This window comes from Roseovarius sp. D22-M7, assembly GCF_037083785.1.
Taxonomy (GTDB): domain Bacteria; phylum Pseudomonadota; class Alphaproteobacteria; order Rhodobacterales; family Rhodobacteraceae; genus Roseovarius.
The window spans coordinates 54360-78047 of sequence record NZ_JBAPKY010000015.1 but is presented as its reverse complement, the minus strand read 5'-3'; the positions used below and the strand labels follow the sequence as shown (position 1 = coordinate 78047).

Sequence of the window (23688 nt, the reverse complement as noted above, 5' to 3'; positions counted from 1 at the left end):
ATCGTCCAGCTGACGCCCCTTCGGAACATGCCGCCCCTTGCCCCTCCCCGACTTCCAGACGCCCGTCCGCTCATCAAGTGCCATCATGGAACTCCCCTTGCCGAGATCGTATGAAGTTTTCCCCATACTCATTTTTTATTCCTATCAGTCAATAGGTGATTTTTGGGACCATGGCCGTGGCGAGGTTGCCGGGCGGGTTCGCCCGCGGCATGCGCGGTGCCGGGATTTCAGGCATTCCGGCCCTTCGCGTCCCGATCGCATTGAAAATCGGGGCTTCCTGCAGGAACAGGCGGGACAGCATCGCTGCCAGCACGGCAGCGATACGAAAAAATGTTTCCCTTTGGTAAAGTTTTTGTTTCAAAAGTACCAATTCTTGATCATGATCGCGGTACTGCCGGTCGTGGCGTCCAGAAGGTCCAAATTGGTCAACCATTGGCCGGACAGGGGGCGGACGTCCGGGCCGCGGCACGAGACGAGAGACGGTGACACGCTCGCCGCCAACACAACAGGGAAAGGAAGACCGAAATGACACCCGAAGACACCGCGTTCTACGCGGACCAAGTCACCTTGAATTCACTGGTGCAGAACCTGCTCTATGCCTCCGGCACGGTGGGGGCGATCCTGGTCGTCGTGGGGCTGCTTCTGATCGATGCGGGCACGGCGCGTCGCAAGAACCTCTTCAACTCGACGATCGAGAAATCGCTCGGCTTCTTCATCGGCTTCGCGACCTATTACTTCATCGGGTTCGGGCTGTGGGCGTCGCAATACTACATCATCGAGGGCGCCACGATGATGGATTCCATCAAGGATTGGTGGATTGGCGGCGGGCTGACCAATTCGCTGGCCCAGAACGTCGATCCGGCGATCTTTCCCGGGCTGAACACCTTCCAGATCTTCGTGTTCTTCCTCGCGGTCTTTGCGGGGATCATCAACATCCTGCTGCATTTCGCGGTGTCCGAACGCATGAAGGCGTCGGCCTTCTACGTCACCTGCGTGGTGGCCGCGGTCGTCTCGTCGCTGCTGAGCTATGCCACCTGGGGATCGGTCGGGCCGCTGACCAATGCGGGGTTCCACGATTTCTTCGGCGTGGGCTTCGTCTACATGTTCCCGGCGGGCATGGCGCTGGTCTTTACCCTGAGACTGAAGGCGCGCCCGGGCATGATGGCCCCGCATGAGCGGGTCTCGGCCTATCTCGCCACCAGCATCGGGCTGGCGGCACCGGGCCTCTTGCTGATCTTCGCGGGTCTGCCGATGGTCATCCTGTCCTGCCTGTTCTTCTTCGATCCGCAGGCGCTGGCGGTCAGCGTGACCATGGCCGATACCAGCGTGGGGGTCGCCCTCAACAACTATGCGCTGGTCTGGGCCGGCGGGGCGATCGGCGGGCTGATCCTGGCCTATGCGTCGGGCAACTATGCCTACACGCTGCTTGGCCCGCTTGCCGGCTACGTCGCGGGGGCGTCGGGCTTTGACGTCTACATGCCCTGGCAGGCCTTCATCATCGGGCTGGTCGCGCCGCTTGCGGCCTATCTGGTGTACGAGTTCACGCTCAAGCGCGGCATCGACGAGCACAAGCTGTTTCCGCTGTTCCTCGGCGCCGGGACGTTCGGCATGCTGGCCCTGGGGATCTTCAAGGCGGGCACGCCGCGCGGCGGCTATCTGGGGATCGAGGAGGGCGCCTACGCGTTCCAGCATGGCGAGATCTCGCTGCTGATGCAGCTTGCGGGCATCGCGACCTGTGTCGGCGCGGGCGTCGTGACGGCGCTGGTTCTGTCGCTGATCTTCGAGAACACGATCGGCATGAGCGTCACCGAGGATGATCAGATCGACGGTCTCGATTCCAAGCTCTGGGGTCTGGAGCCCGACGTGATCACCCATGCCGACAATACGCCGCGCATCTGATCGGGTGCGCATCAGAGGGATCCCCGGCCTCGGCGGGGGGTCCTGTTCCTCGGGACCGGCTTGCAGACCTACCCGCCAGGGCGCATGATTCCGCCATTGGGCCCGAAAGGATGGCACACCGGATGAACGATACCGTGAAGACAGATATCCAGATTGGCCAGACGCTCGGCGAGACGGTGCGCGTCGTCGTGGACACGCTGACCGCACGGATCCATTCCGGCGACTACCCGACCGATTCGCGCCTGCCCAGCGAACGCGCCCTCGCCGTGGAACTGGGGGTGTCGCGCAACACGCTGCGCGAGGCGCTGGACGTGCTCGAAGCCCGGAAAATGGTCCGCCGGCGCCAGGGCAGCGGAAGCTTCGTCATCTACCACTCCGACAGCCCCGATGCCCCGCTGCCCGGCTCGCTCGGAGAGCGCACCAGCCCGCTCGATCATCTCATTGTCCGCTCGATCATCGAACCCGAGATGATCCGTCTCGCCGTCATGAACATGACGCCGAAGGAACTCGACATGCTGGCGCGCACCGTCGCCAGCATCGAGGCCGTGCGCACCGATCTCGCCGAATTCACGCGCCGCGAGGAGGAATTCTATCGTGCCATTGCCAGGGCCACGCGCAATCCGCTGCTCGAATCCTGCTACGAGCTGACGATCGAGGTCTGCCGACAAAGCTTTCGCACCGCGCTGATGCGCAAGCACCTGACGCCGGACCGGATCCAGACCTACCAGACCCGGTTCAATTCCCTGTTCAACGCCATCGCGACCCGCGATGTCGAGGCCGCGGTGGAAATCACCAAGCTGCACCTTGTCGACGAACAGAAGCTGTTTCTGCACACCGGCTGACGGGTCTCAATCCACCACGTCCCGCGCGCCCAGGCCGGTCGGACGGTGCCCCGTCTCGATCCGCTGATGCCATAGCTGACCCAGCCGCGCCATGTTCTCGCGCAAGAGCGGCTCGTGCGCCGCGAGCCAGTCCGGGATGGAGCCGAACTCCACGATGCGCGCGCGGCCCTCCTGCAGGGTCACGACCGGCCAGTCCCCGATCAGCGCGTTGTCGATGCCGAAGATCGACTCGCCCCACCACCGCGCCGGACCGAAGGCATGGGTGACAGGGTCCATCTGCTTCATGGTGGCCAGAACGGAGACCGGATGCGCCGACGAGACCTTTTCGACGGCGGCGTGCCAGATGTCGAGGATCGCGACATATTCCCAGCTGACCGCGCTCCAGCTGCCCGGGTAGCGCGCGTTGTATTCCTTGAAGAAGGTGCTGGGCCGGTTGAAGAAAAACGCCTTTCGGGCAAGTTCCGGATCGTCGAAATCGGGAAACTGGAAGACCGCGCCCTCCATGAACTCGACCGAGGTGCGGGCGATCAGCCGCTGGTAATTGTCCAGCGTGCAGGACAGGATCCGGCCGGTGAAGCCTTTCTCGAAGGCGTATTCCGTCATCGCGTGCACCATCGGCGTCAGGCTGGTACACCAGCACAGCACATCCGGCTGCGCATCTAGCATCGGCTGCACGATCGCGGCGACATCGGTCAGCGTCGGGGCATATTGCACATCCTTGACCACATCCAGCCCGGCGGCCTCGCACGCGGCGCGATAGGTGGCAAGGGAAGGCATGCCAAGCGCGTCCTTCTGGCTGCACAGCGCCACGCGGCCCAGATCCGGGCGGTTGCGCGCCAGCCAGTCGACCCCGGTGACATTGTAGATCGGGTGAACCTCGGACGGGGCGATCAGGTACCTTGTATCGGGCGACAGGTCGCTGGGCAGCAGGGTCGAGGTCAGCACCTTGTGCTCTGACAGGAAGCTGCGCAGCGGCGTGAAGGTGTCCCCGCCCAGCATCATCAGCAACCGGACCTGTTCCGTCAGAACCAGGTGGCGCGCCCCTTCCATCGCGCGTTCGGGGTCGTAGCCGCAATCGAACGGAATGATCCTGACCGGGTAGCGCCGGCCGCCGATCAGCATGCCCCCGGCCCGGTTCAGCCAGTCCTCCCACAGGCGACAGCCGTGCAGCCCCGGCAGGCCCCAGGAACTGACCGGCCCGGTCAGGGGCGCGAGAAAGCCGATCCTGATCGGCTCGGTCATGCCGACAGGATCGCTGGGAAACAGCGACGTGACGGCCATGCGGTGGGCGAAGCTCGAGCTGGACATGCCATGTGCTACCACCCGCGCGATCAAAGTCAAAGCAGACGAATTTTATTGTAGGGGATAATTTATCCCTGTGATGAATAATCATTGACAGGGCGGGCCGGAAGGGGCGAGTTTGGTTCAGACCAAAAGCACCAATTCAGATAGCTCAACAGGAGAGACAGACATGGCTGCAAAACGTGTGGCGATCATCGGCGCGGGCCCCTCGGGTCTGGCGCAGCTTCGCGCCTTCCAGTCCGCGAAGGAAAACGGCGAAGAGATCCCCGAAGTGGTCTGCTTTGAAAAGCAGGACAACTGGGGCGGTCTGTGGAACTACACGTGGCGCACCGGCCTCGACAAGGATGGTGAACCGGTACATTGCTCGATGTATCGCTACCTGTGGTCCAACGGCCCCAAGGAGGGGCTGGAATTCGCCGATTACAGCTTCGACGATCATTTCGGCAAGGAAATCGCCAGCTACCCGCCCCGCGCCGTGCTGTTCGACTATATCCAGGGCCGCGTGGACAAGGCCGGGTTGCGCGACTGGATCCGCTTCAGCCACCTCGTCCGCGACGTGCAATACGACGAGGCCAGCGGCCTGTTCCGGCTTACCGCGCGCGACACGAAGAATGACAGCGAATCGGTCGAGGAATTCGACCACGTGATCGTGGCGACGGGGCATTTCTCGATTCCCAACGTTCCCGAATATCCCGGCTTCGACCAGTTCAACGGGCGCATCCTGCACGCGCATGATTTCCGCGACGCGCGCGAATTCGAGGGCAAGGACATCCTGATCATGGGCGCCAGCTACTCGGCCGAGGATATCGGCTCGCAATGCTGGAAATACGGCTGCAAGTCGATCGTGTCGTGCTATCGCTCGGCGCCCATGGGGTTCGACTGGCCCGACAACTGGGACGAGGTGCCGGCGCTGGTCAGGGTCGATGGCAAGACCGCCCACTTCAAGGACGGCACCAGCCGCGACGTCGATGCCATCATCCTGTGCACCGGCTACCGGCACCATTTCCCCTTCCTGCCCGACGATCTGCGGCTGAAGACCGCCAACCGGCTGGCCTCGGACGATCTCTACAAGGGCGTGGTCTGGGTGCATAACCCCCGGATGTTCTACCTCGGGATGCAGGACCAGTGGTTCACCTTCAACATGTTCGACGCGCAGGCCTGGTGGGTCCGCGACGCGATCTTGGGCAAGGTCGAGATCCCGGACCGGGCGACGATGGAGGCCGACTGGAAAGACCGCCAGGCGCTGGAAGATGAAAACGCGACCGATCCCGACTGCATCCAGTACCAGGGCGACTACATCAAGGAGCTGGTCGCAGAGACCGATTATCCCAGCTTCGACGTGCAGGCCGCCTGCCAGGCGTTCTTCGAATGGAAGAAGCACAAGAAGCAGAACATCATGACCTTCCGCGATCACGGCTATGTCTCGCCGCTCACCGGCAGGAAGGCCCCGGCGCATCATACCGCGTGGAAGGATGCCCTCGATGACAGCATGGACGCCTACCTGAACGCCTGACGGTGGCCTGTCCCGGGCGCGCGACGGATGTCTCGTCCGACCCCGCCCGGGACGGCACCGCGTTTGGGGGCGAGAGTCGTCACCATGCCCACCCGCGGACGCGTGCCCGATACCGGCGCACTGGGCGGCTGGACTCGGAAAAGCGCGCCGCGGCATGAAATTGGCGGGGCAAGGGGGCCCGGCGAAACCTCGCACGCACGTCAACGGCAAGACGATCAAACAGCGTCTTGTCGTCCCGCCGGCCGCCACACGCAGCCTCCACGAGGTCACGCTGCGAAACAAATTTTCCCTATGGTAAAGTTTTTGTTTGAAAATCGTCGGTTTTTAATGATCATCGGTCAAAACAAAAGCAATCCAACGGGAGGACATCTGAATGGATACCGATATCGGCGCTTTGACGGTGATATTCACCGAGTTCTATTACTGGGTGACGATCCCCCTCATGTTCCTGATCCATGTCGGCTTCTGCATGTACGAAGTCGGTGCATCACGGCACAAGAACCACCTCCACACGGTGATGAAGAACACCATGCTCATCCCGCTTGTCACCGTGACATTCTTCTTCTTCGGGTGGTGGATCTATTTCGCCTTCCCCAACGGTCCCGGCATCACCGGCGGCCTGACGCAATCCGACCACGCCGTGCCATGGTCGGAACTGATGGGCACGCATCTGGGTGGCCCGGGCCCGGCTCTGGAGTCCGCGCAAGGCTACGGCGCTGATCTGGGCAACGCGTTCTGGTCGCGCCTGAACGGCGTGTTCTGGGCGGCGTTCCTGCTGTTCTCGTGGACGGCGGCATCGATCGTCTCGGGCGCGACGATCGAACGGATCCGCCCCTCGGCCTTCTGGATCCTCGCCGTCGTCATCGGCTCTTTCACCTGGATCATCGACGCGGCCTGGGGCTGGCATCCCGACGGCTGGATGGTCACGCAGCTGGGCTACCATGACGCCTACGCCTCGGGCGTGATCCACGCCATCGCCGGGGGATTCGCGCTCGGGGTGGTCTGCGTGCTGGGGCCGCGGATCGGCAAGTTCGCCCCCGACGGCACACCGCGCAACATCAACCCGCACAACAAGTGGCTGGTCACCATCGGGCTGTTCCTGATCTATTGCGGGTTCTGGGGCTTCTACGTCGCCTGCAACGTGCCGATCATCGCCTCGGGCGACATCGGCGCCGCCGAAGGCACCTTTACCGCCACGACGATCTACCTGACCCCCACCACCCTGTCGGCGATCGTCTTCAACTTTCTCATGTCGCTGTCGGGCGGGATGCTCGCGGGCTATGTCGTGTCTCGCGGCGACGCGTTCTGGACCTATTCCTGCGGCCTGGCGGGCATCATCACCGCCTCCGCGGGGAACGACCTCTATCATCCGATCCAGGCGATGCTCATCGGCGGCGTCGGCGCCGTCTGTGCCTACAAGCTGCATTTCTGGGTCGAACGGAGGTTCAAGATCGACGATCCGGTGGGGGCGGTCGCCGTGCACGGCTATGCCGGCTTCATCGGGCTGGTGATCTGCGGCTTCATGCTGTGGGGACACCCGGCAACGGCGGGCTATCACGCCGAGGCCGCCTTCATCACGCCGTGGGGCCAGTTCCTGGGCGCGTGCATCATGTTCATCGTTCTGGGCTTCATCCCGGCCTTCGTCGTCTCCAAGATCCTGTCGATGCTGGGCATGCTTCGGGTGCCGCCCGCGGTGGAGCTTGTGGGCCTCGACATGAGCGAGGAAATGCGTGAAGAGGCCGACGCCATCGAGGTCTCGCAAGCCGACATAGCCGAGGCACGGCGCCTCGGCCTGCTATCCTAGGGAGGGACGACACATGTCTACCACACTCGTCGAAAGCTGGTCGGGCGCGGAGCTCGACGCGCTCGGCCCGATCTATCCCATGGTGGGAACCGAGGTTATGCTGTTGATCGCCGGGCTGATCTTCTGGCTCGCATACCATGTCCTGCAGTACGGCATCGAGAAGAAGGAGATGGAAGAAGACGAGACCGCCGCCCGAAGCGCCGAACGTCTGCAGCGCGTCTTCGAGGAAGAGGCGCGGGAATAAGCGCCGCGCCGTCCCGCGTAACACGCCAAGGCCGCCCCGGCGATCCGGCGCGCTTCCGGATCGCGGGAGAAGCCACCGAAAGCCCGCCGCCCGAAAGGTCGGCGGGCTTTTGTCATGGTCCTTTCCCGGGCAGGCCCCCCCGATGTCATCGGATTGGCGCGGCGCATGCATGTCGACGCACGCGGCGCGCCCTGACGGATCGCCGCCCGGACCGCCGCCGTCAGGTGCGCACCAGCGCCTCGTAGGCATCGGCGATCTCGCGGGTCAGCGCGCCCACCTCGAAGCTGTACTCGCCGATCTGGCCCACCGGCGTCACCTCGGCGGCCGAGCCGGTCAGCCAGCATTGCTCGAACCCCTCCATCTCCTCTGGCATGATGTGGCGCTCGTGCACCTTGATCTGGCGGTCCCGCAGCAGTCCGATCACCGTCTGCCGCGTCAGCCCGTTGAGGATCGCGTCGGGCAGCGGCGTGTGCACCTCGCCGTCCTTGACGAAAAAGACGTTGGCACCCGTCGCCTCGGCCACGTAGCCGCGGTAGTCGAGGAACATGGCGTCCGAGAACCCCTTGGCCTCGGCGGCATGCTTGGACATGGTGCAGATCATGTAGAGCCCCGCCGCCTTGGCCGAGGTGGGGATCGTCTCGGGGCTGGGTCTCTTCCATTTCGCGATGTCGAGCTTCGCGCCGCTGGTCTTGGCGTCGCCGTAATAGCTGCCCCATTCCCACGCGGTGACCGCCATGCGGATCGGGTTGCGCGCCGCGGCGACGCCCATGTCCTCGCCCGCGCCGCGAAAGGCCAGCACCCGCAGATAGGCGTTGCGCAGCCCGTTGGCCTCGAGCACCGCCTGCTTGGCGGCCTCGATCTGGTCGACGCTGTAGGGGATCGGCATGTCGAGCAGCTCGCCGGATTTCAGCAGGCGCTCGGAATGCGCACGGCTCTTGAACACCTTTCCGTCATAGCACCGCTCGCCCTCGAAGACCGAGCTTGCGTAATGCAGCGCATGGCTGAGGACATGCACCTTCGCGTCGCGCCAGTCCACCAGCGCCCCGTCCATCCAGATCTTGCCGTCGCGGTCGTCATAGCCGGCCATGTCCCGTCTCCCTCAAGGCATTTGCACAAGTTGCGCGCAATACGTCCACATCGGACATGAAGTTGCGCAAAATCTGCGAGTCGCTACCAGTCCGCTCTTGGAATGTCAATAAAGCTGACTTAAACTGGGACAGGAAAAAGATCAACCAGACCGGAGCATATTGCATGGCCGAACTCCAGGGTGGCGAGAACCTGCTGTTTCTGACCGACGAGCAACTGCGCCAGGGCATCGAGGCGATGTTCTTCGCCTACCAGGGCTTTACCGCCGATCCCGACCGCATCCTCGCGACCATGGCCTACGGGCGCGCACATCACCGCGCGATGCATTTCATCGCCCGCATCCCGGGCACCACGGTGACCAACCTGCTGGCGATCCTCGACGTGACCAAGCAGTCGCTCAACCGGGTGCTGCGCACGCTGATCGAGGACGGGCTCGTGGAAAGCCGCATCGGCAATGCCGACAAGCGCGAGCGTAACCTCTACCTGACCGAAGCAGGCGCGGCGCTGGAGCGCAAGCTGTCGGACGCGCAGCGCAGCCGCATGCGCGCCGCCTACCGCGCCGCCGGGCCGCAATCGGTGGCGGGGTTCCGCCGCGTGCTCGAGGCGATGATGGAACCCGAGATGCGGCGGCGCTACAATGCCATCCGGGAGAGGGATGCATGACCGAGCCCGCGCCGCATCTGCTGATCGTCGACGACGACGAGCGCATCCGCGACCTGTTGCGCAAGTTCCTGATCCGGAACGGCTTTCTGGTGTCTGTGGCGCGCGATGCGGGGCATGCGCGCCGGGTTCTGGCGGGGCTGGATTTCGACCTGATCGTGATGGACGTGATGATGCCCGGCGAAAGCGGCGTCGACCTGACGCGCGCGATCCGGGCGACGCAGGACACGCCAATCCTGCTGCTGACCGCGCGCGGCGAGACAACCGACCGCATCGAGGGGCTCGAGGCCGGCGCCGACGACTACCTGCCCAAGCCGTTCGAGCCCAAGGAGCTGCTGTTGCGGATCAACGCCATTTTGCGCCGCCTGCCGGACGCGGCCCAGGAGGAGGCCGAGCCGAAGATCGTGCAGATGGGCCCGGTGCGCTACGATGTCGGGCGCGCCGAACTGAGCCGCGACGGCGTTCCCGTCCGCCTGACCGCCACCGAGGTGCAGCTGATGCGCATCTTCGCCGAGAACATGCGCCGGGCGGTCAGCCGCGCGCGCCTCGTCGAGGATCTGGGCCGCGATGGCGGCCACGCCCAGGAGCGCGCGGTCGACGTGCAGATCACCCGGCTGCGCCGCAAGATCGAGGACGACCCCAAGCAGCCACGCTACCTGCAGACGGTGCGCGGCGAGGGCTACATGCTCGCCCCCGACTGAAGGCGGGTGGTTTTTCCAAACGGTGTGGCTGCGCCACGCAGATCCCTGGGGTTGGGGGCGCTGCCCCCGCCGCCGCGATGCGGCGTCTCCCCCGGAGTATTTCGGGAAAGATGAAGCAGGGGCGCGCATTTCAAGCGCGGCACTTGATAGCTGGGCGCGCGCGCTGTATCTGCGATACATGACACGGATTTTCGACATATCGGATCGCGCCCGTCTTCCGTGGCGCTTTTTCGGGGGGCTGCGGCGCGCGACGGCCAGCCCAGGAGCGATGGTGCCGATATCGCACCTATAGTCTCCACATCCATGAACGGGAGAGGACGCATGTCCCCCAAGACACTCTATGACAAGATCTGGGACGCCCACCTGGCCCACGAGGCCGAGGACGGCACCTGTCTTTTGTATATCGACCGCCATCTCGTGCACGAGGTCACCAGCCCGCAGGCCTTCGAGGGGCTGCGCATGGCGGGGCGCGCGGTGCGCAAGCCCGGCAACACCATCGCCGTGCCCGATCACAACGTGCCCACCACGCCGGACCGCGCGCAGGGCATCGAGAATCCTGAAAGCCGCATCCAGGTCGAGGCGCTGGATCGCAACGCCGAGGATTTCGGCATCCATTACTACCCGGTGAACGATATCCGCCAAGGCATCGTGCATATCATCGGCCCCGAACAGGGCTGGACCCTGCCGGGCATGACCATCGTCTGCGGCGACAGCCACACCGCGACGCATGGCGCCTTCGGGGCGCTGGCGCATGGCATCGGCACGAGCGAGGTCGAGCATGTGCTGGCCACGCAGACGCTGATCCAGCGCAAGGCCAAGAACATGAAGGTCGAGATCACCGGCACACTGCCGCCCGGGGTCACCGCCAAGGACATCACCCTGTCGGTGATCGGCGCGACCGGCACCGCCGGCGGCACCGGCTACGTGATCGAGTATTGCGGCGAGGCGATCCGCGAGTTGTCGATGGAAGGCCGCATGACGGTCTGCAACATGGCGATCGAGGGCGGCGCGCGCGCCGGTCTGATCGCGCCCGACGAGACGACATTTGAATACGTCAAGGGCCGTCCCCACGCCCCGAAAGGCGCAGAGTGGGAGGCCGCGATGACCTGGTGGCGCACGTTGCACTCCGACGATGACGCGCATTGGGACAAGGTGGTCACCCTCAAGGGCGAGGAGATCGCGCCGGTGGTCACCTGGGGCACCAGCCCCGAGGACGTGCTGCCGATCGACGGCGTGGTGCCCGATCCTGCCAGCTTCGAGGGCGGCAAGGTCGACTCGGCGCGCCGCGCGCTCGACTACATGGGGCTGATCCCCGGCCAGAAGCTGAGCGAGGTCGAGATCGACACCGTCTTCATCGGCTCCTGCACGAATGGCCGGATCGAGGATCTGCGCGCCGCCGCCGAGATCCTGAAGGGCAGGAAGATCGCCGTCAAACGCGCGATGATCGTGCCCGGTTCGGGCCTCGTGCGCGCGCAGGCCGAGGAAGAGGGGCTGGCCGAGATCTTTACCGAGGCCGGATTCGAATGGCGGCTGGCAGGCTGTTCCATGTGTCTTGCCATGAACCCCGATCAGCTGTCCCCGGGCGAGCGCTGCGCGGCGACGTCGAACCGCAACTTCGAGGGCCGCCAGGGTCGCGGCGGGCGCACCCACCTGATGAGCCCCGCGATGGCCGCGGCGGCGGCGGTGACCGGTCGGCTGACCGACATACGGGAGATCACGTGATGGAAAAGTTCGACAAGCTCAGCGGCATCGCCGCCCCCCTGCCGATCATCAATGTCGATACCGACATGATCATCCCAAAGCAGTTCCTGAAGACGATCAAGCGCTCTGGCCTCGGGGTGAACCTCTTCGACGAGATGCGCTATGACGACGAAGGCCGTGAGATCCCCGATTTCGTGCTCAACAAGCCGCAATATCGCGACGCGCAGATCCTGATCGCCGGCGACAATTTCGGCTGCGGGTCCAGCCGCGAACATGCGCCCTGGGCGATCAAGGATTTCGGCATCCGCTGCATCATCGCGCCTTCGTTCGCCGACATCTTCCACAGCAACTGCTTCAAGAACGGCATCCTGCCCATCGCACTGCCCTCGGCGCAGGTGGACCTGCTGATGCGCGAGGCCGAGAAGGGCGCCAATGCCCGGATCGAGGTCGATCTCGAGGCGCAGACCGTCACCACGCCCGACGGCACCGTGCTGCCTTTCGAGGTGGACGCGTTCAAGAAGCACTGCCTGCTGGAAGGGCTCGACGATATCGGCCTGACGCTGGCCCGCAGCGAGGCCATCGACGCGTTCGAGGCCCGCGCGGCGCAGGAGCGTCCCTGGGTCTGAGGGGGCCCGCCATGCGGTGGCTGATCGCGTTCTGCATCGCCCTGATGGCGGGGCCTGTGCTGGCCGACGGGCTGCGCATTGCTACCTGGAATGTCGGGCTCGACCGCACGGGGCCCGGCATCCTGCTGCGCGACATCCTGCGCGACGAGGATCCGCAGATCGCCGCGATCAGCCGCGTCCTCGCCCGCACGGATCCGGATATCGTGGTGCTGCAAAAGGTCGATTACGACCTCGACCTGCACGCCCTGCGCGCGTTGCGCGACCGGCTGGCCGAAGGCGGCCCGCGTTACGATCACATCTTCGCGCGCCGGCCCAATAGCGGCATGCCCACCGGCCTCGACATGGATGGCGACGGGCGGCGCGGAAACGAGCGCGACGCGCAAGGCTACGGCGCGTTCTCCGGCCAGGCCGGCATGGCGATCCTGTCGCGCTACCCGATCGAGGCCGAGGCGGTGCAGGATTTCAGCACGCTTCTGTGGCGCGACCTGCCCGGCGCGCTGCTGCCCACGCATGAGGGTGGCACGCCCTTTCCCTCGGCCGAAGCGCAAGACATCCAGCGACTGTCCTATACCGGGCACTGGGTGGTCCCGATCCTGCTGCCCTCCGGCCCGCTGCACCTGATGGCCTTTCACGCCGGCCCGCCGGTCTTCGACGGGCCCGAGGATGCCAACGGCCGGCGCAATCATGACGAGATCCGCTTCTGGCAGCTTTACCTCGACGGGGCGTTCGGGCCGGCGCCCGACACGCGCTTCGTGGTGATGGGTGACGCCAATCTCGACCCCGCTCGCGGGGACGGGCGGCGCGCGGCGATCCGCGCGCTTCTGACCGATCCCCGGCTGCAGGATCCGCGCCCCGCCCATGACGGCCCGCCGCCGCGCCACGCCACCGTGCACTGGGATCAGACGGGGCCGCGTCGCGTCAGCTACATCCTGCCCTCGGCGGATCTGCGGGTCGTCGCCTCGGGCATCCATTGGCCGCCCGAGGGCACGCCGGCGGGTGATCTCGCCGCGACCGCCAGCCATCACCGCCTGATATGGGTGGAGCTTGCGCTGCCCTGAGAGCGGGTTCGCATGCGGGGCTTTCTTGACCCCGCCGGGCGCGCGCTATAGGCCAAGCGGCACCCGCGATGTCACAAGGATGATGCCCATGACCACCCGTTCGCTTCTCATTCTGCCCGGTGACGGGATCGGCCCCGAGGTCATGGCCGAGGTCCGCCGCATCATCGACTGGTTCGGGACGGCGCGGAGTCTCGCCTTCGAGGTGGCCGAGGACCTGGTCGGCGGCGCCGCCTACGACGCACATGGCACGCCGCTGACCGATGCCGCGATGGCCCGCGCGCAGGACGTGGACGCGGTGCTTCTGGGGGCCGTCGGCGGGCCGAAATACGACGATCTGGATTTCGCCGTGAAGCCGGAACGCGGGCTGCTGCGCCTGCGCAAGGAGATGGATCTTTTCGCCAACCTGCGGCCCGCGCAATGCTTCGACGCGCTGGCCGATTTTTCGTCCCTGAAGCGCGATGTGGTCGCCGGGCTCGACATCATGATCGTGCGCGAACTGACGAGCGGGGTCTATTTCGGCGAGCCGCGCGGCATCGTCACCGAGGGCAACGAGCGGGTCGGCATCAACACGCAGCGCTACACCGAGTCCGAGATCGAGCGCGTGGCGCGCGCCGCGTTCGAGCTGGCGCGCAAGCGCGCGGGCAAGCTCTGCTCGATGGAGAAGGCCAACGTGATGGAATCTGGCGTGCTCTGGCGCGAGGTGGTCAGCCGCGTGGGCGCCGCCGACTACCCCGATGTGGAGCTGTCGCACATGTACGCGGATGCGGGTGCCATGCAGCTGACCCGCTGGCCCAAGCAATTCGACGTGATCGTGACCGACAACCTCTTCGGCGATCTACTCTCGGATCTCGCCGCAATGCTGACCGGCAGCCTTGGCATGTTGCCCTCGGCCTCGCTCGGGGCGCCGATGGCGGGTGGCCGGCCCAAGGCGCTATACGAGCCGGTGCACGGCAGCGCGCCCGACATCGCGGGGCAGGGCAAGGCCAACCCGATCGCCTGCATCCTCAGCTTCGCGATGGCTTTGCGCTATTCCTTCGATCTCGGCGACGAGGCGGCGCGCGTGGAACGGGCGGTGGAAAAGGTGCTGGCCGACGGGCTGCGCACCGCCGATCTGGCGGGCGAGGAGGGCGTCGTGCCGGTCTCGACCACGCAGATGGGCGACGCGATCCTCGCGGCGCTGGAGGAGAGTGTCTGAGCGTTTTAGCGCGTCCTGTCATACCAAGCAAGGGACGGCCAACGTGCCTTGCGCGGACTCAAGGCGCGGAACGCGCCGCCGCGCAGCGCCGCATTTCAATCGCATGTCCGCCCCCTCGGGCGGGCGCTTCTGCGACATCTCGAACCCGCGGAGCCGTTGCAGGTGTCTTCACGATAAAGCGCGCGGCTCAATCGTGTGAGCGCGCACCCGGCGGTCGGGCGCCGCGCGGGGTGATCACCCCCCGCTTCCGCCCTTGATCCCGGCGCGCGGCGGGTCTATACGCCCATCCGGTGCTTCAGGCCCGACACAGACATGCGGGCCCGCGGGCCCGATCCAGATCAAGCAAGCCGCGTTCGGCCGCTCCCGTCGCTGGGGGCCGTATCCGGCAAGGAGAATGCGACGATGAAACTACATGAACTGCGGGACAATCCCGGCGCGACGAAGCGCAAGAAACGTATCGGCCGCGGCCCCGGCTCGGGCATGGGCAAGACCGGCGGGCGCGGCATCAAGGGCCAGAAATCCCGCTCGGGCGTGGCGATCAAGGGCTACGAGGGCGGCCAGATGCCGATCTACCAGCGCCTGCCCAAGCGCGGCTTCACCAAGCCGAACCGCAAGGACTACGCGGTGGTCAATCTCGGCCTGATCCAGAAATTCGTGGATGCCGGCAAGATCGACGCGAGTGCGCCCATCACCGAGGACGTGCTGGTCGGGTCGGGCCTGCTGCGGCGCAAGCGCGACGGCGTGCGCATCCTCGCCAAGGGCGATGTGAGCGCCAAGCTCGACCTGCAGGTCACCGGCGCGTCGCAATCCGCCAAGGACGCCGTCGAGAAGGCCGGCGGCACGCTGGCGGTCGCGACCGCGGCACAAGCCGCCGAATAAGAGGTTGTGAGCGGCCAAGGCGCCGCTTACATTTCACCTCGACCGTTCTTCCCGACGCCGCCTGTGCTCAACCGCAGCCCGGGGCGGCGTCGACACATGAAAGAGACCCGCGCATGGTATCCGCAGCAGAGCAAATGGCCGCCAATACAAGCTGGGCCGCGCTTGGCAAGGCCACCGATCTCCGCAACCGCATCCTGTTCACGCTGGGGCTGCTGATCGTCTACCGGCTTGGCACCTTCATCCCGGTGCCGGGCATCGACGGCGCGGCGCTGCGCGAATTCATGGACGGGGCGCAGGCGACGATCGGCGGCATGCTGTCGATGTTCACCGGCGGCGCGCTCGGGCGGATGGGGATCTTCGCGCTGGGCATCATGCCCTACATCTCGGCCTCGATCATCGTGCAGTTGATGACGGCGATGGTCCCCAAGCTCGCGCAGCTCAAGAAAGAGGGCGAGCAGGGGCGCAAGAAGATCAACCAGTACACCCGCTACGGCACGGTGTTCCTGGCGACGCTGCAATCCTACGGGCTGGCCGTCAGCCTGCAATCGGGCGAGCTGGTGCAGACCCCGGGGCTGTTCTTCATCGCGTCGTGCATGATCACCCTCGTGGGCGGCACGATGTTCCTGATGTGGCTGGGCGAGCAGATCACCGCGCGCGGCGTCGGCAACGGCATCTCGCTGATCATCTTCGTGGGCATCATCGCCGAGATCCCCTCGGCGCTGGCGCAGTTCTTCGCCTCGGGGCGCTCGGGCGCGATCAGCCCGGCGGTGATCGTCGGCGTGATCCTCATGGTGGTCGCGGTGATCGCCTTCGTGGTGTTCATGGAACGCAGCTTGCGCAAGATCCACATCCAGTATCCGCGCCGGCAAGTGGGCATGAAGGTCTATGACGGCGGCTCGTCGCACCTGCCGGTCAAGGTCAACCCGGCGGGCGTGATCCCGGCGATCTTCGCCTCGTCGCTCTTGCTGCTGCCGGCCACGCTGGGCACCTTCTCTGGCACCCAGACCGGCCCGGTGATGTCGACGATCATGGCCTATTTCGGCCCCGGCCAGCCGCTCTACCTGCTGTTCTTCGCGGGCATGATCATCTTCTTCACCTATTTCTACACCTTCAACGTCTCGTTCAAACCCGATGACGTGGCCGAGAACCTCAAGAACCAGAACGGCTTCATCCCCGGCATCCGGCCGGGCAAGCGCACCGAGGAATACCTCGAATACGTGGTCAACCGGATCCTCGTGCTCGGCTCGCTCTACCTGACCGCCGTCTGCCTGCTGCCCGAAGTGCTGCGCAACCAGTTCGCGATCCCGTTCTATTTCGGCGGCACCTCGGTGCTGATCGTGGTCTCGGTGACCATGGACACCATCCAGCAGGTGCAATCCCACCTGCTCGCCCATCAATACGAGGGGCTGATCGAGAAATCGCAGCTCAGCGGCAAGGGCCGCAAGAAAGGCCGCCGGGGCGCCGGCCGAAGCGGAAAGGGACGCCGATGAACATCATTCTTCTGGGACCGCCCGGGGCGGGCAAGGGCACGCAGGCGCAACACCTGGCGCAATCCCGCGACATGATCCAGTTGTCCACCGGCGACATGCTGCGCGCGGCCAAGGACAGCGGATCGGAGATGGGGCAGATCGTGGCCGACGTGATGGCGCGCGGCGACCTGGTGACCGACGATATCGTGATCGGCCTGATCCGCGAACGGCTGCAGGGCGACAAGCGCGGCGGCGTCATCTTCGACGGCTTCCCGCGCACGCTGGCACAGGCCGACGCGCTGGACAATCTGCTGACCGAACAGGGTGAAACCCTGGATGCGGTGATCGAGCTGCGCGTCGATGACGACACGTTGGTGCAGCGCATCGTCGGCCGCGCCGAAGAGGCCAAGGCGGCCGGCCAGGCCGTGCGCGCCGACGACAATGCCGACAGTGTCCGCCAGCGGCTGATGGAATATTACAAGAAGACCGCGCCGCTGATCGGCTACTATCACGCAAAGGGCAAGCTTGTGCCGGTCGACGGGCTTGGCGGGATCGACGCGGTCAAGGCGGATATCGAGGCGGCCCTCGACAGATGATCTCGGGACAGCGTGAACGAGGGCTTGACGCTTTGTTCATTTCTGACTAGGCGATGATTTCTCGCCGTCATACGTGATTCTGACCGGGGCCTGCCCGGCGGGATCAGACACTCCGAATCCAGCTGCGGCCCGACGCGAGATGCGCCTCGGGCCTGCGTTGTGAAAAAAGGTTCTGGCACTACGGAACCGCAACGAAAAAGGAAAAGACACTTGGCACGCATTGCCGGCATCAACATCCCGACCCACAAGAGGGTGCCTGTTGCCCTGACCTACATCACCGGAATCGGCCCGTCCTCGGCCCGCGCGATCTGCGAGGCGACGGGCATCGACCAGTCGCGCCGCGTGAACGAGCTTTCGGACGCCGAAGCCGTGTCCCTGCGCGAGCATATCGACACCAATTTCAAGGTCGAGGGCGATCTGCGCCGCGAGACCCAGATGAACATCAAGCGCCTGATGGATCTCGGCTGCTACCGCGGCCTGCGGCACCGCCGCAACCTGCCGGTGCGCGGTCAGCGGACCCACACCAATGCCCGCACCCGCAAAGGCCCCGCAAAGGCCATTGCCGGCAAGAAGAAATAAGAGAGGGCATCAGACATGGCACGCGATACACGCAAATCCGCCCGAGCACCGAAAAAGAAGGTGTCCAAGAACATCGCAACCGGCGTTGCGCATGTGAACTCGTCGTTCAACAACACCAAGATCCTGATCTCCGACGTGCAGGGCAACGCGATCGCCTGGTCCTCGGCCGGGACGATGGGCTTCAAGGGCTCGCGCAAGTCGACGCCCTACGCGGCACAGCTCGCCGCCGAGAATGCCGGCAAGAAGGCGCAGGATCACGGCATGCGCTCGCTCGAGGTCGAGGTGCAGGGCCCCGGCTCTGGCCGCGAATCGGCGTTGCGCGCGCTCGCGGCGGTCGGGTTCAACATCACCTCGATCCGCGACGTGACGCCGATGGCGCATAACGGCTGCCGCCCCCCCAAACGCCGCCGGGTCTGAGCAGACAGTGAACACGGCGGGGCCGCGCATGCGCGCGGTCCCGCGGACGTTATTTTATATCCTCGGGCGTTCGTCTCATCTGATCATGAAGGACGGACAGGAATGGAGGGATGCATGATCCACAAGAATTGGGCCGACCTGATCAAGCCGACACAGCTTGACGTGACGCCGGGCAAGGACCCGCAGCGGCAGGCCGTGCTGGTGGCCGAACCGCTCGAGCGGGGCTTTGGCCTGACGCTGGGCAACGCGCTGCGCCGGGTGCTGATGTCGTCGCTGCAGGGCGCCGCGATCACCGCGGTGCAGATCGACAACGTGCTGCACGAGTTCTCGTCGGTCACCGGTGTCCGCGAAGACGTGACCGATATCGTGCTGAACCTCAAGGGGGTCGCCATCCGGATGGAGGTCGAGGGCCCCAAGCGGCTGTCGATCAACGCCAAGGGGCCGGGCATCGTCACCGCAGCCGACATCTCCGACAGCGCCGGGATCGAGATCATCAACAAGGATCACGTGATCTGCCACCTCGACGAGGCGGCGAACCTTTACATGGAACTGACCGTCAATACCGGAAAGGGCTACGTCGCCGCCGACCGCAACAAGCCCGAAGACGCGCCCATCGGGCTGATCCCGATCGACGCGCTCTATTCGCCGATCACCAAGGTCAGCTACGACGTGCAGCCGACCCGCGAGGGACAGGTGCTCGACTACGACAAGCTGACCATGAAGATCGAGACCGACGGCTCGCTCAGCCCCGATGACGCGGTGGCTTACGGCGCCCGCATCCTGCAGGACCAGCTGTCGATCTTCGTCAACTTCGACGAGCCCGAATCCGCCGGCCGCGAGTCCGAGGAAAGCGCGCTGGAGTTCAACCCGCTGCTGCTCAAGAAGGTCGACGAACTGGAACTGTCGGTGCGTTCGGCGAACTGCCTCAAGAACGACAACATCGTCTATATCGGTGACCTGATCCAGAAGACCGAGGCCGAGATGCTGCGCACGCCGAACTTCGGCCGCAAGTCGCTCAACGAGATCAAGGAGGTCCTGTCGGGCATGGGGCTGCATCTCGGCATGGATGTCGAGGACTGGCCGCCCGACGATATCGAGGATCTCGCGAAGAAATTCGAAGACGCGTTCTGAGGCGTCTCGTACCCGCGTACACAAGCCGCGTACCATGCGTACGCGGCGTACGCATGACCAGATGGGCAATCCCGCCCCAAGGAGAGCGGCCGACACGCATCGGACCGCCGGACAAAGCAAAATAGACGGAGAAAGAAAATGCGTCACGCCAGAGGATACCGCCGCCTCAACCGCACCCACGAGCACCGCAAGGCGCTGTGGGCGAACATGGCCGGCTCGCTCATCGAACATGAGCAGATCAAGACCACCCTGCCCAAGGCAAAGGAACTGCGCCGGATCATCGAAAAGCTCGTAACCCTCGGGAAACGCGGCGATATCCACGCCCGCCGCCAGGCCGCCAGCCAGCTCAAGCAGGATCCGCATGTCGCCAAGCTGTTCGACGTGATCGGCCCCCGCTACGCGACCCGCCAGGGCGGCTACGTGCGCGTGCTGAAGGCCGGCTTCCGCTACGGCGACATGGCGCCGATGGCGATCATCGAATTCGTCGATCGCGATGTCGATGCCAAGGGCGCGGGTGATCGCGCCCGCGTCGCCGCCGAAGAGGCAGCGGACGAATAAAACGTTTGGTTTCATGATGTTGCCATATGACCCCCGCCTGACCGGCGGGGGTTTTTGCGTTCAGGGGATCCGGGTCCTCGGACCGGGAAGACTCCTGCGGCGGCTTGCAATGGGGCGACCGCTGCGGGTAACTCGGGGCGGATGAGCCGGAGGTTTGACGCATGGCGGATCTGTTCGACACCGGCGAGGCGCCCGCTGCCTCGAACGCGCCGCGCCCGCTGGCCGACCGGCTGCGGCCACGGGCACTGGCAGAGGTGATCGCTCAGGACCACGTGCTTGGATCCGACGCGCCGCTTGGCGGGATGCTGGCCGCCAACCAGTTGACATCATTGATATTCTGGGGGCCGCCCGGCGTCGGCAAGACGACGATCGCGCGGCTTCTGGCGGGCGAAACGGACCTGCATTTCGTCCAGATCAGCGCCATCTTCACCGGTGTCCCGGATCTGCGCAAGGTTTTCGACGAGGCGAAACATCGCCGCGCCAACGGCCGCGGCACGCTTCTGTTCGTCGACGAGATCCACCGCTTCAACAAGGCGCAGCAGGACGCGTTCCTGCCGCACATGGAGGACGGGACGATCCTTCTGGTGGGTGCCACGACCGAAAACCCGTCCTTCGAGCTCAACGCCGCCCTGCTCAGCCGGGCACAGGTGCTGGTGCTGACGCGTCTCGACGCAGACGACCTCGAAAACCTCGCGCAGCGTGCCGAAGCGGCCTTGGGACATGCCCTGCCGCTGGACGCGTCCGCGCGCGCAGCGCTTCTGGAGATGGCCGATGGCGACGGGCGCGCGCTTCTAAACCTGATCGAGCAGATCGCAGGCTGGCAGACCGACGCACCGCTCGACCGCGCGTCGCTGACCGCCCGGCTGACCCGGCGGGCCTCGCAATACGACAAGTCGGGCGACGCGCATTACAACCTCATATCGGCGCTGCATAAATCCGTGCGCGGTTCGGATCCCGACGCGGCGCTCTACTGGCTGGCGCGGATGCTGACCGGCGGCGAGGACCCGCGGTATCTTGCGCGCCGCATCACCCGCATGGCGATCGAGGATATCGGGCTGGCCGATGTCGAGGCGCAGACCGTCTGCCTGCACGCCTGGGAGATCTACGAACGTCTGGGCAGCCCCGAGGGGGAACTTGCGCTGGCGCAGGCGGTGATCTACCTCGCCCTCGCGCCGAAATCGAACGCCGGCTACGCCGCCTACAAGGCCGCTTTGCGCAGCGCCAGGGCGACCGGCAGCGAGCCGCCCCCCAAGCATATCCTCAACGCGCCCACCGAGCTGATGAAGGAGCAGGGTTACGGCGCCGACTACGCGTATGACCACGATTCCGAGGACGGGTTTTCGGGCCAGGACTACTTTCCCGAGACGATGAAACGCCCCGCCTTCTACGCGCCGGTCGAGCGCGGGTTCGAGCGCGATCTCAAGAAACGGCTGGACTATTTCACCCGGCTGCGCGCGGCGCGTACCTGACCGGGACGCGGGGTCGATCTGCCTGAAATCACGCAACGTTACTGCGTTTCACGGCGGTGTTTGATCGGATTATTGTCTGGAAACACGGAAGGTTTCGTGTTTAGTCTACAAGATGTCGTATTTGAGCACTCTTCCCGACCCCGTGAAACCGACGCTTTCTCGGAGGGTGTGGGAAGCGACTCTCCAATGACAAGCAAAACAAGAAACAGGGAAAACTCATGACAAAGAAAACCGATCAGGTCCTTCTGGACAAGCTGGCCGATGCAGCGCGCACGGGGGGCATATCGCGACGGTCCTTCATGAATTATGCCGCCGCCGCCGGTCTGACCGCCTCTGCCGCGACCGGCCTCTGGGGCACCGCCGCCAAGGCGCAGCCGCAGCGCGGCGGCACCTTCCGATGGGGCGTGCATGACGGCAATACCGGCGACACCCATGATCCGGGGACCTATGTCACCCGGCAGATGATCTTTCTTGCGCACACGCATCGCAGCTACCTGACGATGATCTCGCCGGACAATTCGCTGGGGCCGGACCTCGCCATGAGCTGGGAAGCCACGCCCGACGCCCGCCAGTGGACGTTCGAACTGAACCCCGACGCGACCTTCCACAGCGGTAAATCGGTGACCTCGCAGGATGTGATCGACAGTCTCAACCACCATCGCGGCGACGCGTCGACCTCGGCGGCCAAGGCGCTGCTGACCGATGTCGAGGAGATTACCGCGAACGGCGACAACGCCGTCGTCATCACCATGGCCCGCGGCAATGCCGATCTGCCCTGGCTGATGACCGATTACCACTTCGCGATCTGCCCCTCGAACGGCGATGGCACGATCGACTGGCAGTCGGGCGACGGCTCCGGCCCATATGCGATCGAGTCCGGCGATTTCGGCACGCAATGGGCGCTCAACCGGCATGACGGGTGGCACGGCGAGGGGGCGTATTTCGACCGGGTCGAGATGATCATCCTCAACGATCCGAACGCGCGCCAGACGGCGCTGGTGACCGGCGACGTCAACTGCGTCTCGCTGATCGAGCTGAAGACCCTGTCGCTGCTGCAGCGCAACCCCGACATCAAGGTCGACAACATCCCGTCGGGCGGCGCGATCACCCTGCCGATGCATTGCGACACGGCGCCGTTCGACGATGTGAACGTGCGCAACGCGCTGAAACTGGCGATGAACCGCGACGAGATCATCGAGAAGATTTCGTTCGGGGCGGCCACCAAGGGCAATGATTTTCACCTCTCGCCGGTTCAGCCCTACTGGCCCGACGACATCCCGCAGCGCGAATACGATCCCGACCAGGCCAAGTCGCTCCTCAAGAAGGCCGGGCACGAGAACCTTTCGGTCAACCTGTCGGTCGCCGACAGCGTCTATACCGGGGCTGTGGACATGTGCGTGCTATATGCCGAACAGGCCAAGGCCGCCGGCATCAACATCAATGTCGTGCGCGAGCCCAATGACGGGTATTACTCGGATGTTTGGCTGAAAAAGCCGTTCTGCGCCGTGTCCTGGGGCGCGCGCCCGACGCCCGACGTAATGTTCACGCTGGCCTACAAGGACGACGCCGCGTGGAACGAGAGCATGTGGGATAACGAGCGGTTCAACGAATTGCTGCTGAAGGCGAAGGGCGAGCTCGACCAGGATCTGCGCGCCGAGATGTACCGCGAGATGTGCATGCTGATGCGCAACGACGGCGGCACGCTGATCCCGTTCTTCAACAACTGGGTCTATGCGCGCGGCAAGGGGGTCGAGCGGCACGAGGAGGTCGCCGCAAGCTGGAGTTGCGACGGCGCCCGTGCGGCCAGCCGCTGGTGGTTCGCATAACGCCCTGACAGGAACCCGGCCCCGAAAAGGTGCCGGGTTTTTTGACGGCCGGGTCCGTGCGCGTGCCGTGCGGTCCGGCGCAAAACGGCGCTGCGGGTCTCGGATTTCGAAAAAACCGACGCCGTGGCACGAA

General features: G+C 65.1%; 23 protein-coding genes. 20 read left to right on the top strand and 3 right to left on the bottom strand.

Features of this window, described 5'->3' with window-relative positions:
* Positions 1-148: 148 nt before the first annotated feature.
* On the bottom strand, positions 149-433 hold the full coding sequence (locus V8324_RS09080) for a hypothetical protein (protein WP_336419617.1): 285 nt from the start codon (positions 431-433) through the stop codon (positions 149-151).
* Positions 434-525: 92 nt separating this feature from the next.
* Here V8324_RS09080 and V8324_RS09075 point away from each other — a divergent pair, with 92 nt between their 5' ends.
* Both V8324_RS09075 and V8324_RS09070 read left to right on the top strand, forming a co-directional pair.
* Positions 526-1899, top strand: a complete 1374-nt coding sequence (locus tag V8324_RS09075) for an ammonium transporter (protein WP_336419616.1) — start codon at positions 526-528, stop codon at positions 1897-1899.
* 122 nt (positions 1900-2021) lie between these two features.
* Positions 2022-2741 carry a FadR/GntR family transcriptional regulator gene (locus V8324_RS09070; RefSeq protein WP_336419615.1) on the top strand — a complete coding sequence of 240 codons (720 nt, stop codon included), beginning with the start codon at positions 2022-2024 and terminating at the stop codon, positions 2739-2741.
* A 6-nt stretch (positions 2742-2747) separates the two neighbouring features.
* On the opposite strand, the gene V8324_RS09065 is transcribed toward V8324_RS09070, so the two are convergent.
* Positions 2748-4049, bottom strand: a complete 1302-nt coding sequence (locus V8324_RS09065) for an ABC transporter substrate-binding protein (RefSeq protein WP_336419614.1) — start codon at positions 4047-4049, stop codon at positions 2748-2750.
* A 163-nt stretch (positions 4050-4212) separates the two neighbouring features.
* Here V8324_RS09065 and V8324_RS09060 point away from each other — a divergent pair, with 163 nt between their 5' ends.
* The 3 genes from V8324_RS09060 (at position 4213) to V8324_RS09050 (ending at position 7604) form a co-directional block, all read left to right on the top strand.
* Positions 4213-5556 carry a flavin-containing monooxygenase gene (locus V8324_RS09060; protein ID WP_336419613.1) on the top strand — a complete coding sequence of 448 codons (1344 nt, stop codon included), beginning with the start codon at positions 4213-4215 and terminating at the stop codon, positions 5554-5556.
* 373 nt (positions 5557-5929) lie between these two features.
* Complete coding sequence (locus V8324_RS09055) at positions 5930-7360, top strand: ammonium transporter (protein ID WP_336419612.1); 1431 nt, start codon at positions 5930-5932, stop codon at positions 7358-7360.
* Positions 7361-7373: 13 nt separating this feature from the next.
* A complete protein-coding gene (locus tag V8324_RS09050; RefSeq protein WP_336419611.1) occupies positions 7374-7604 on the top strand; it encodes a hypothetical protein in 231 nt (76 codons plus the stop codon).
* A 220-nt stretch (positions 7605-7824) separates the two neighbouring features.
* Here V8324_RS09050 and V8324_RS09045 read toward each other — a convergent pair whose 3' ends face one another.
* A complete protein-coding gene (locus V8324_RS09045; protein WP_336419610.1) occupies positions 7825-8691 on the bottom strand; it encodes a branched-chain amino acid aminotransferase in 867 nt (288 codons plus the stop codon).
* A 164-nt stretch (positions 8692-8855) separates the two neighbouring features.
* Between V8324_RS09045 and V8324_RS09040 the strand changes: the two genes are divergently transcribed.
* From V8324_RS09040 to V8324_RS08970, 15 genes are all read left to right on the top strand, one after another.
* Entirely contained in the window at positions 8856-9353 is a 498-nt protein-coding gene (locus tag V8324_RS09040) for a MarR family winged helix-turn-helix transcriptional regulator (RefSeq protein ID WP_336419609.1), read from the top strand.
* On the top strand, positions 9350-10051 hold the full coding sequence (locus V8324_RS09035; protein ID WP_336419608.1) for a response regulator: 702 nt from the start codon (positions 9350-9352) through the stop codon (positions 10049-10051). Before V8324_RS09040 ends, V8324_RS09035 begins: the two co-directional genes overlap by 4 nt.
* 321 nt (positions 10052-10372) lie before the next feature.
* Positions 10373-11773 carry a 3-isopropylmalate dehydratase large subunit gene (gene leuC, locus V8324_RS09030; RefSeq protein WP_336419607.1) on the top strand — a complete coding sequence of 467 codons (1401 nt, stop codon included), beginning with the start codon at positions 10373-10375 and terminating at the stop codon, positions 11771-11773.
* Positions 11773-12378, top strand: a complete 606-nt coding sequence (leuD, locus tag V8324_RS09025; protein ID WP_336419606.1) for a 3-isopropylmalate dehydratase small subunit — start codon at positions 11773-11775, stop codon at positions 12376-12378. Before leuC ends, leuD begins: the two co-directional genes overlap by 1 nt.
* Positions 12379-12389: 11 nt before the next feature.
* Positions 12390-13436, top strand: a complete 1047-nt coding sequence (locus V8324_RS09020; protein WP_336419605.1) for an endonuclease/exonuclease/phosphatase family protein — start codon at positions 12390-12392, stop codon at positions 13434-13436.
* Between the two features lie 88 nt (positions 13437-13524).
* Positions 13525-14631, top strand: coding sequence for a 3-isopropylmalate dehydrogenase (leuB, locus tag V8324_RS09015; protein WP_336419604.1), 1107 nt, complete (start codon positions 13525-13527; stop codon positions 14629-14631).
* A gap of 402 nt (positions 14632-15033) precedes the next feature.
* On the top strand, positions 15034-15510 hold the full coding sequence (gene rplO, locus V8324_RS09010) for a 50S ribosomal protein L15 (RefSeq protein WP_336419603.1): 477 nt from the start codon (positions 15034-15036) through the stop codon (positions 15508-15510).
* 113 nt (positions 15511-15623) lie between these two features.
* The gene (gene secY / locus V8324_RS09005) at positions 15624-17000 is read left to right on the top strand and encodes a preprotein translocase subunit SecY (protein ID WP_336419602.1); all 1377 of its coding nucleotides are present in this window, start codon (positions 15624-15626) and stop codon (positions 16998-17000) included.
* Positions 16997-17575 carry an adenylate kinase gene (locus V8324_RS09000; protein ID WP_336419601.1) on the top strand — a complete coding sequence of 193 codons (579 nt, stop codon included), beginning with the start codon at positions 16997-16999 and terminating at the stop codon, positions 17573-17575. The genes secY and V8324_RS09000 overlap by 4 nt, the downstream gene beginning before the upstream one ends.
* 210 nt (positions 17576-17785) lie before the next feature.
* Positions 17786-18154, top strand: coding sequence for a 30S ribosomal protein S13 (gene rpsM / locus V8324_RS08995; RefSeq protein ID WP_336419600.1), 369 nt, complete (start codon positions 17786-17788; stop codon positions 18152-18154).
* A gap of 15 nt (positions 18155-18169) precedes the next feature.
* Positions 18170-18571: a 30S ribosomal protein S11 gene (gene rpsK / locus V8324_RS08990; protein ID WP_336419599.1), complete on the top strand. Its 402-nt coding sequence runs from the start codon at positions 18170-18172 to the stop codon at positions 18569-18571.
* A gap of 114 nt (positions 18572-18685) precedes the next feature.
* Positions 18686-19702, top strand: a complete 1017-nt coding sequence (locus V8324_RS08985; RefSeq protein WP_336419598.1) for a DNA-directed RNA polymerase subunit alpha — start codon at positions 18686-18688, stop codon at positions 19700-19702.
* A gap of 138 nt (positions 19703-19840) precedes the next feature.
* Complete coding sequence (rplQ, locus tag V8324_RS08980) at positions 19841-20260, top strand: 50S ribosomal protein L17 (RefSeq protein WP_336419597.1); 420 nt, start codon at positions 19841-19843, stop codon at positions 20258-20260.
* A gap of 161 nt (positions 20261-20421) precedes the next feature.
* A complete protein-coding gene (locus V8324_RS08975; protein WP_336419596.1) occupies positions 20422-21729 on the top strand; it encodes a replication-associated recombination protein A in 1308 nt (435 codons plus the stop codon).
* A 218-nt stretch (positions 21730-21947) separates the two neighbouring features.
* Entirely contained in the window at positions 21948-23555 is a 1608-nt protein-coding gene (locus V8324_RS08970) for an ABC transporter substrate-binding protein (protein ID WP_336419595.1), read from the top strand.
* Positions 23556-23688 lie beyond the last annotated feature (133 nt).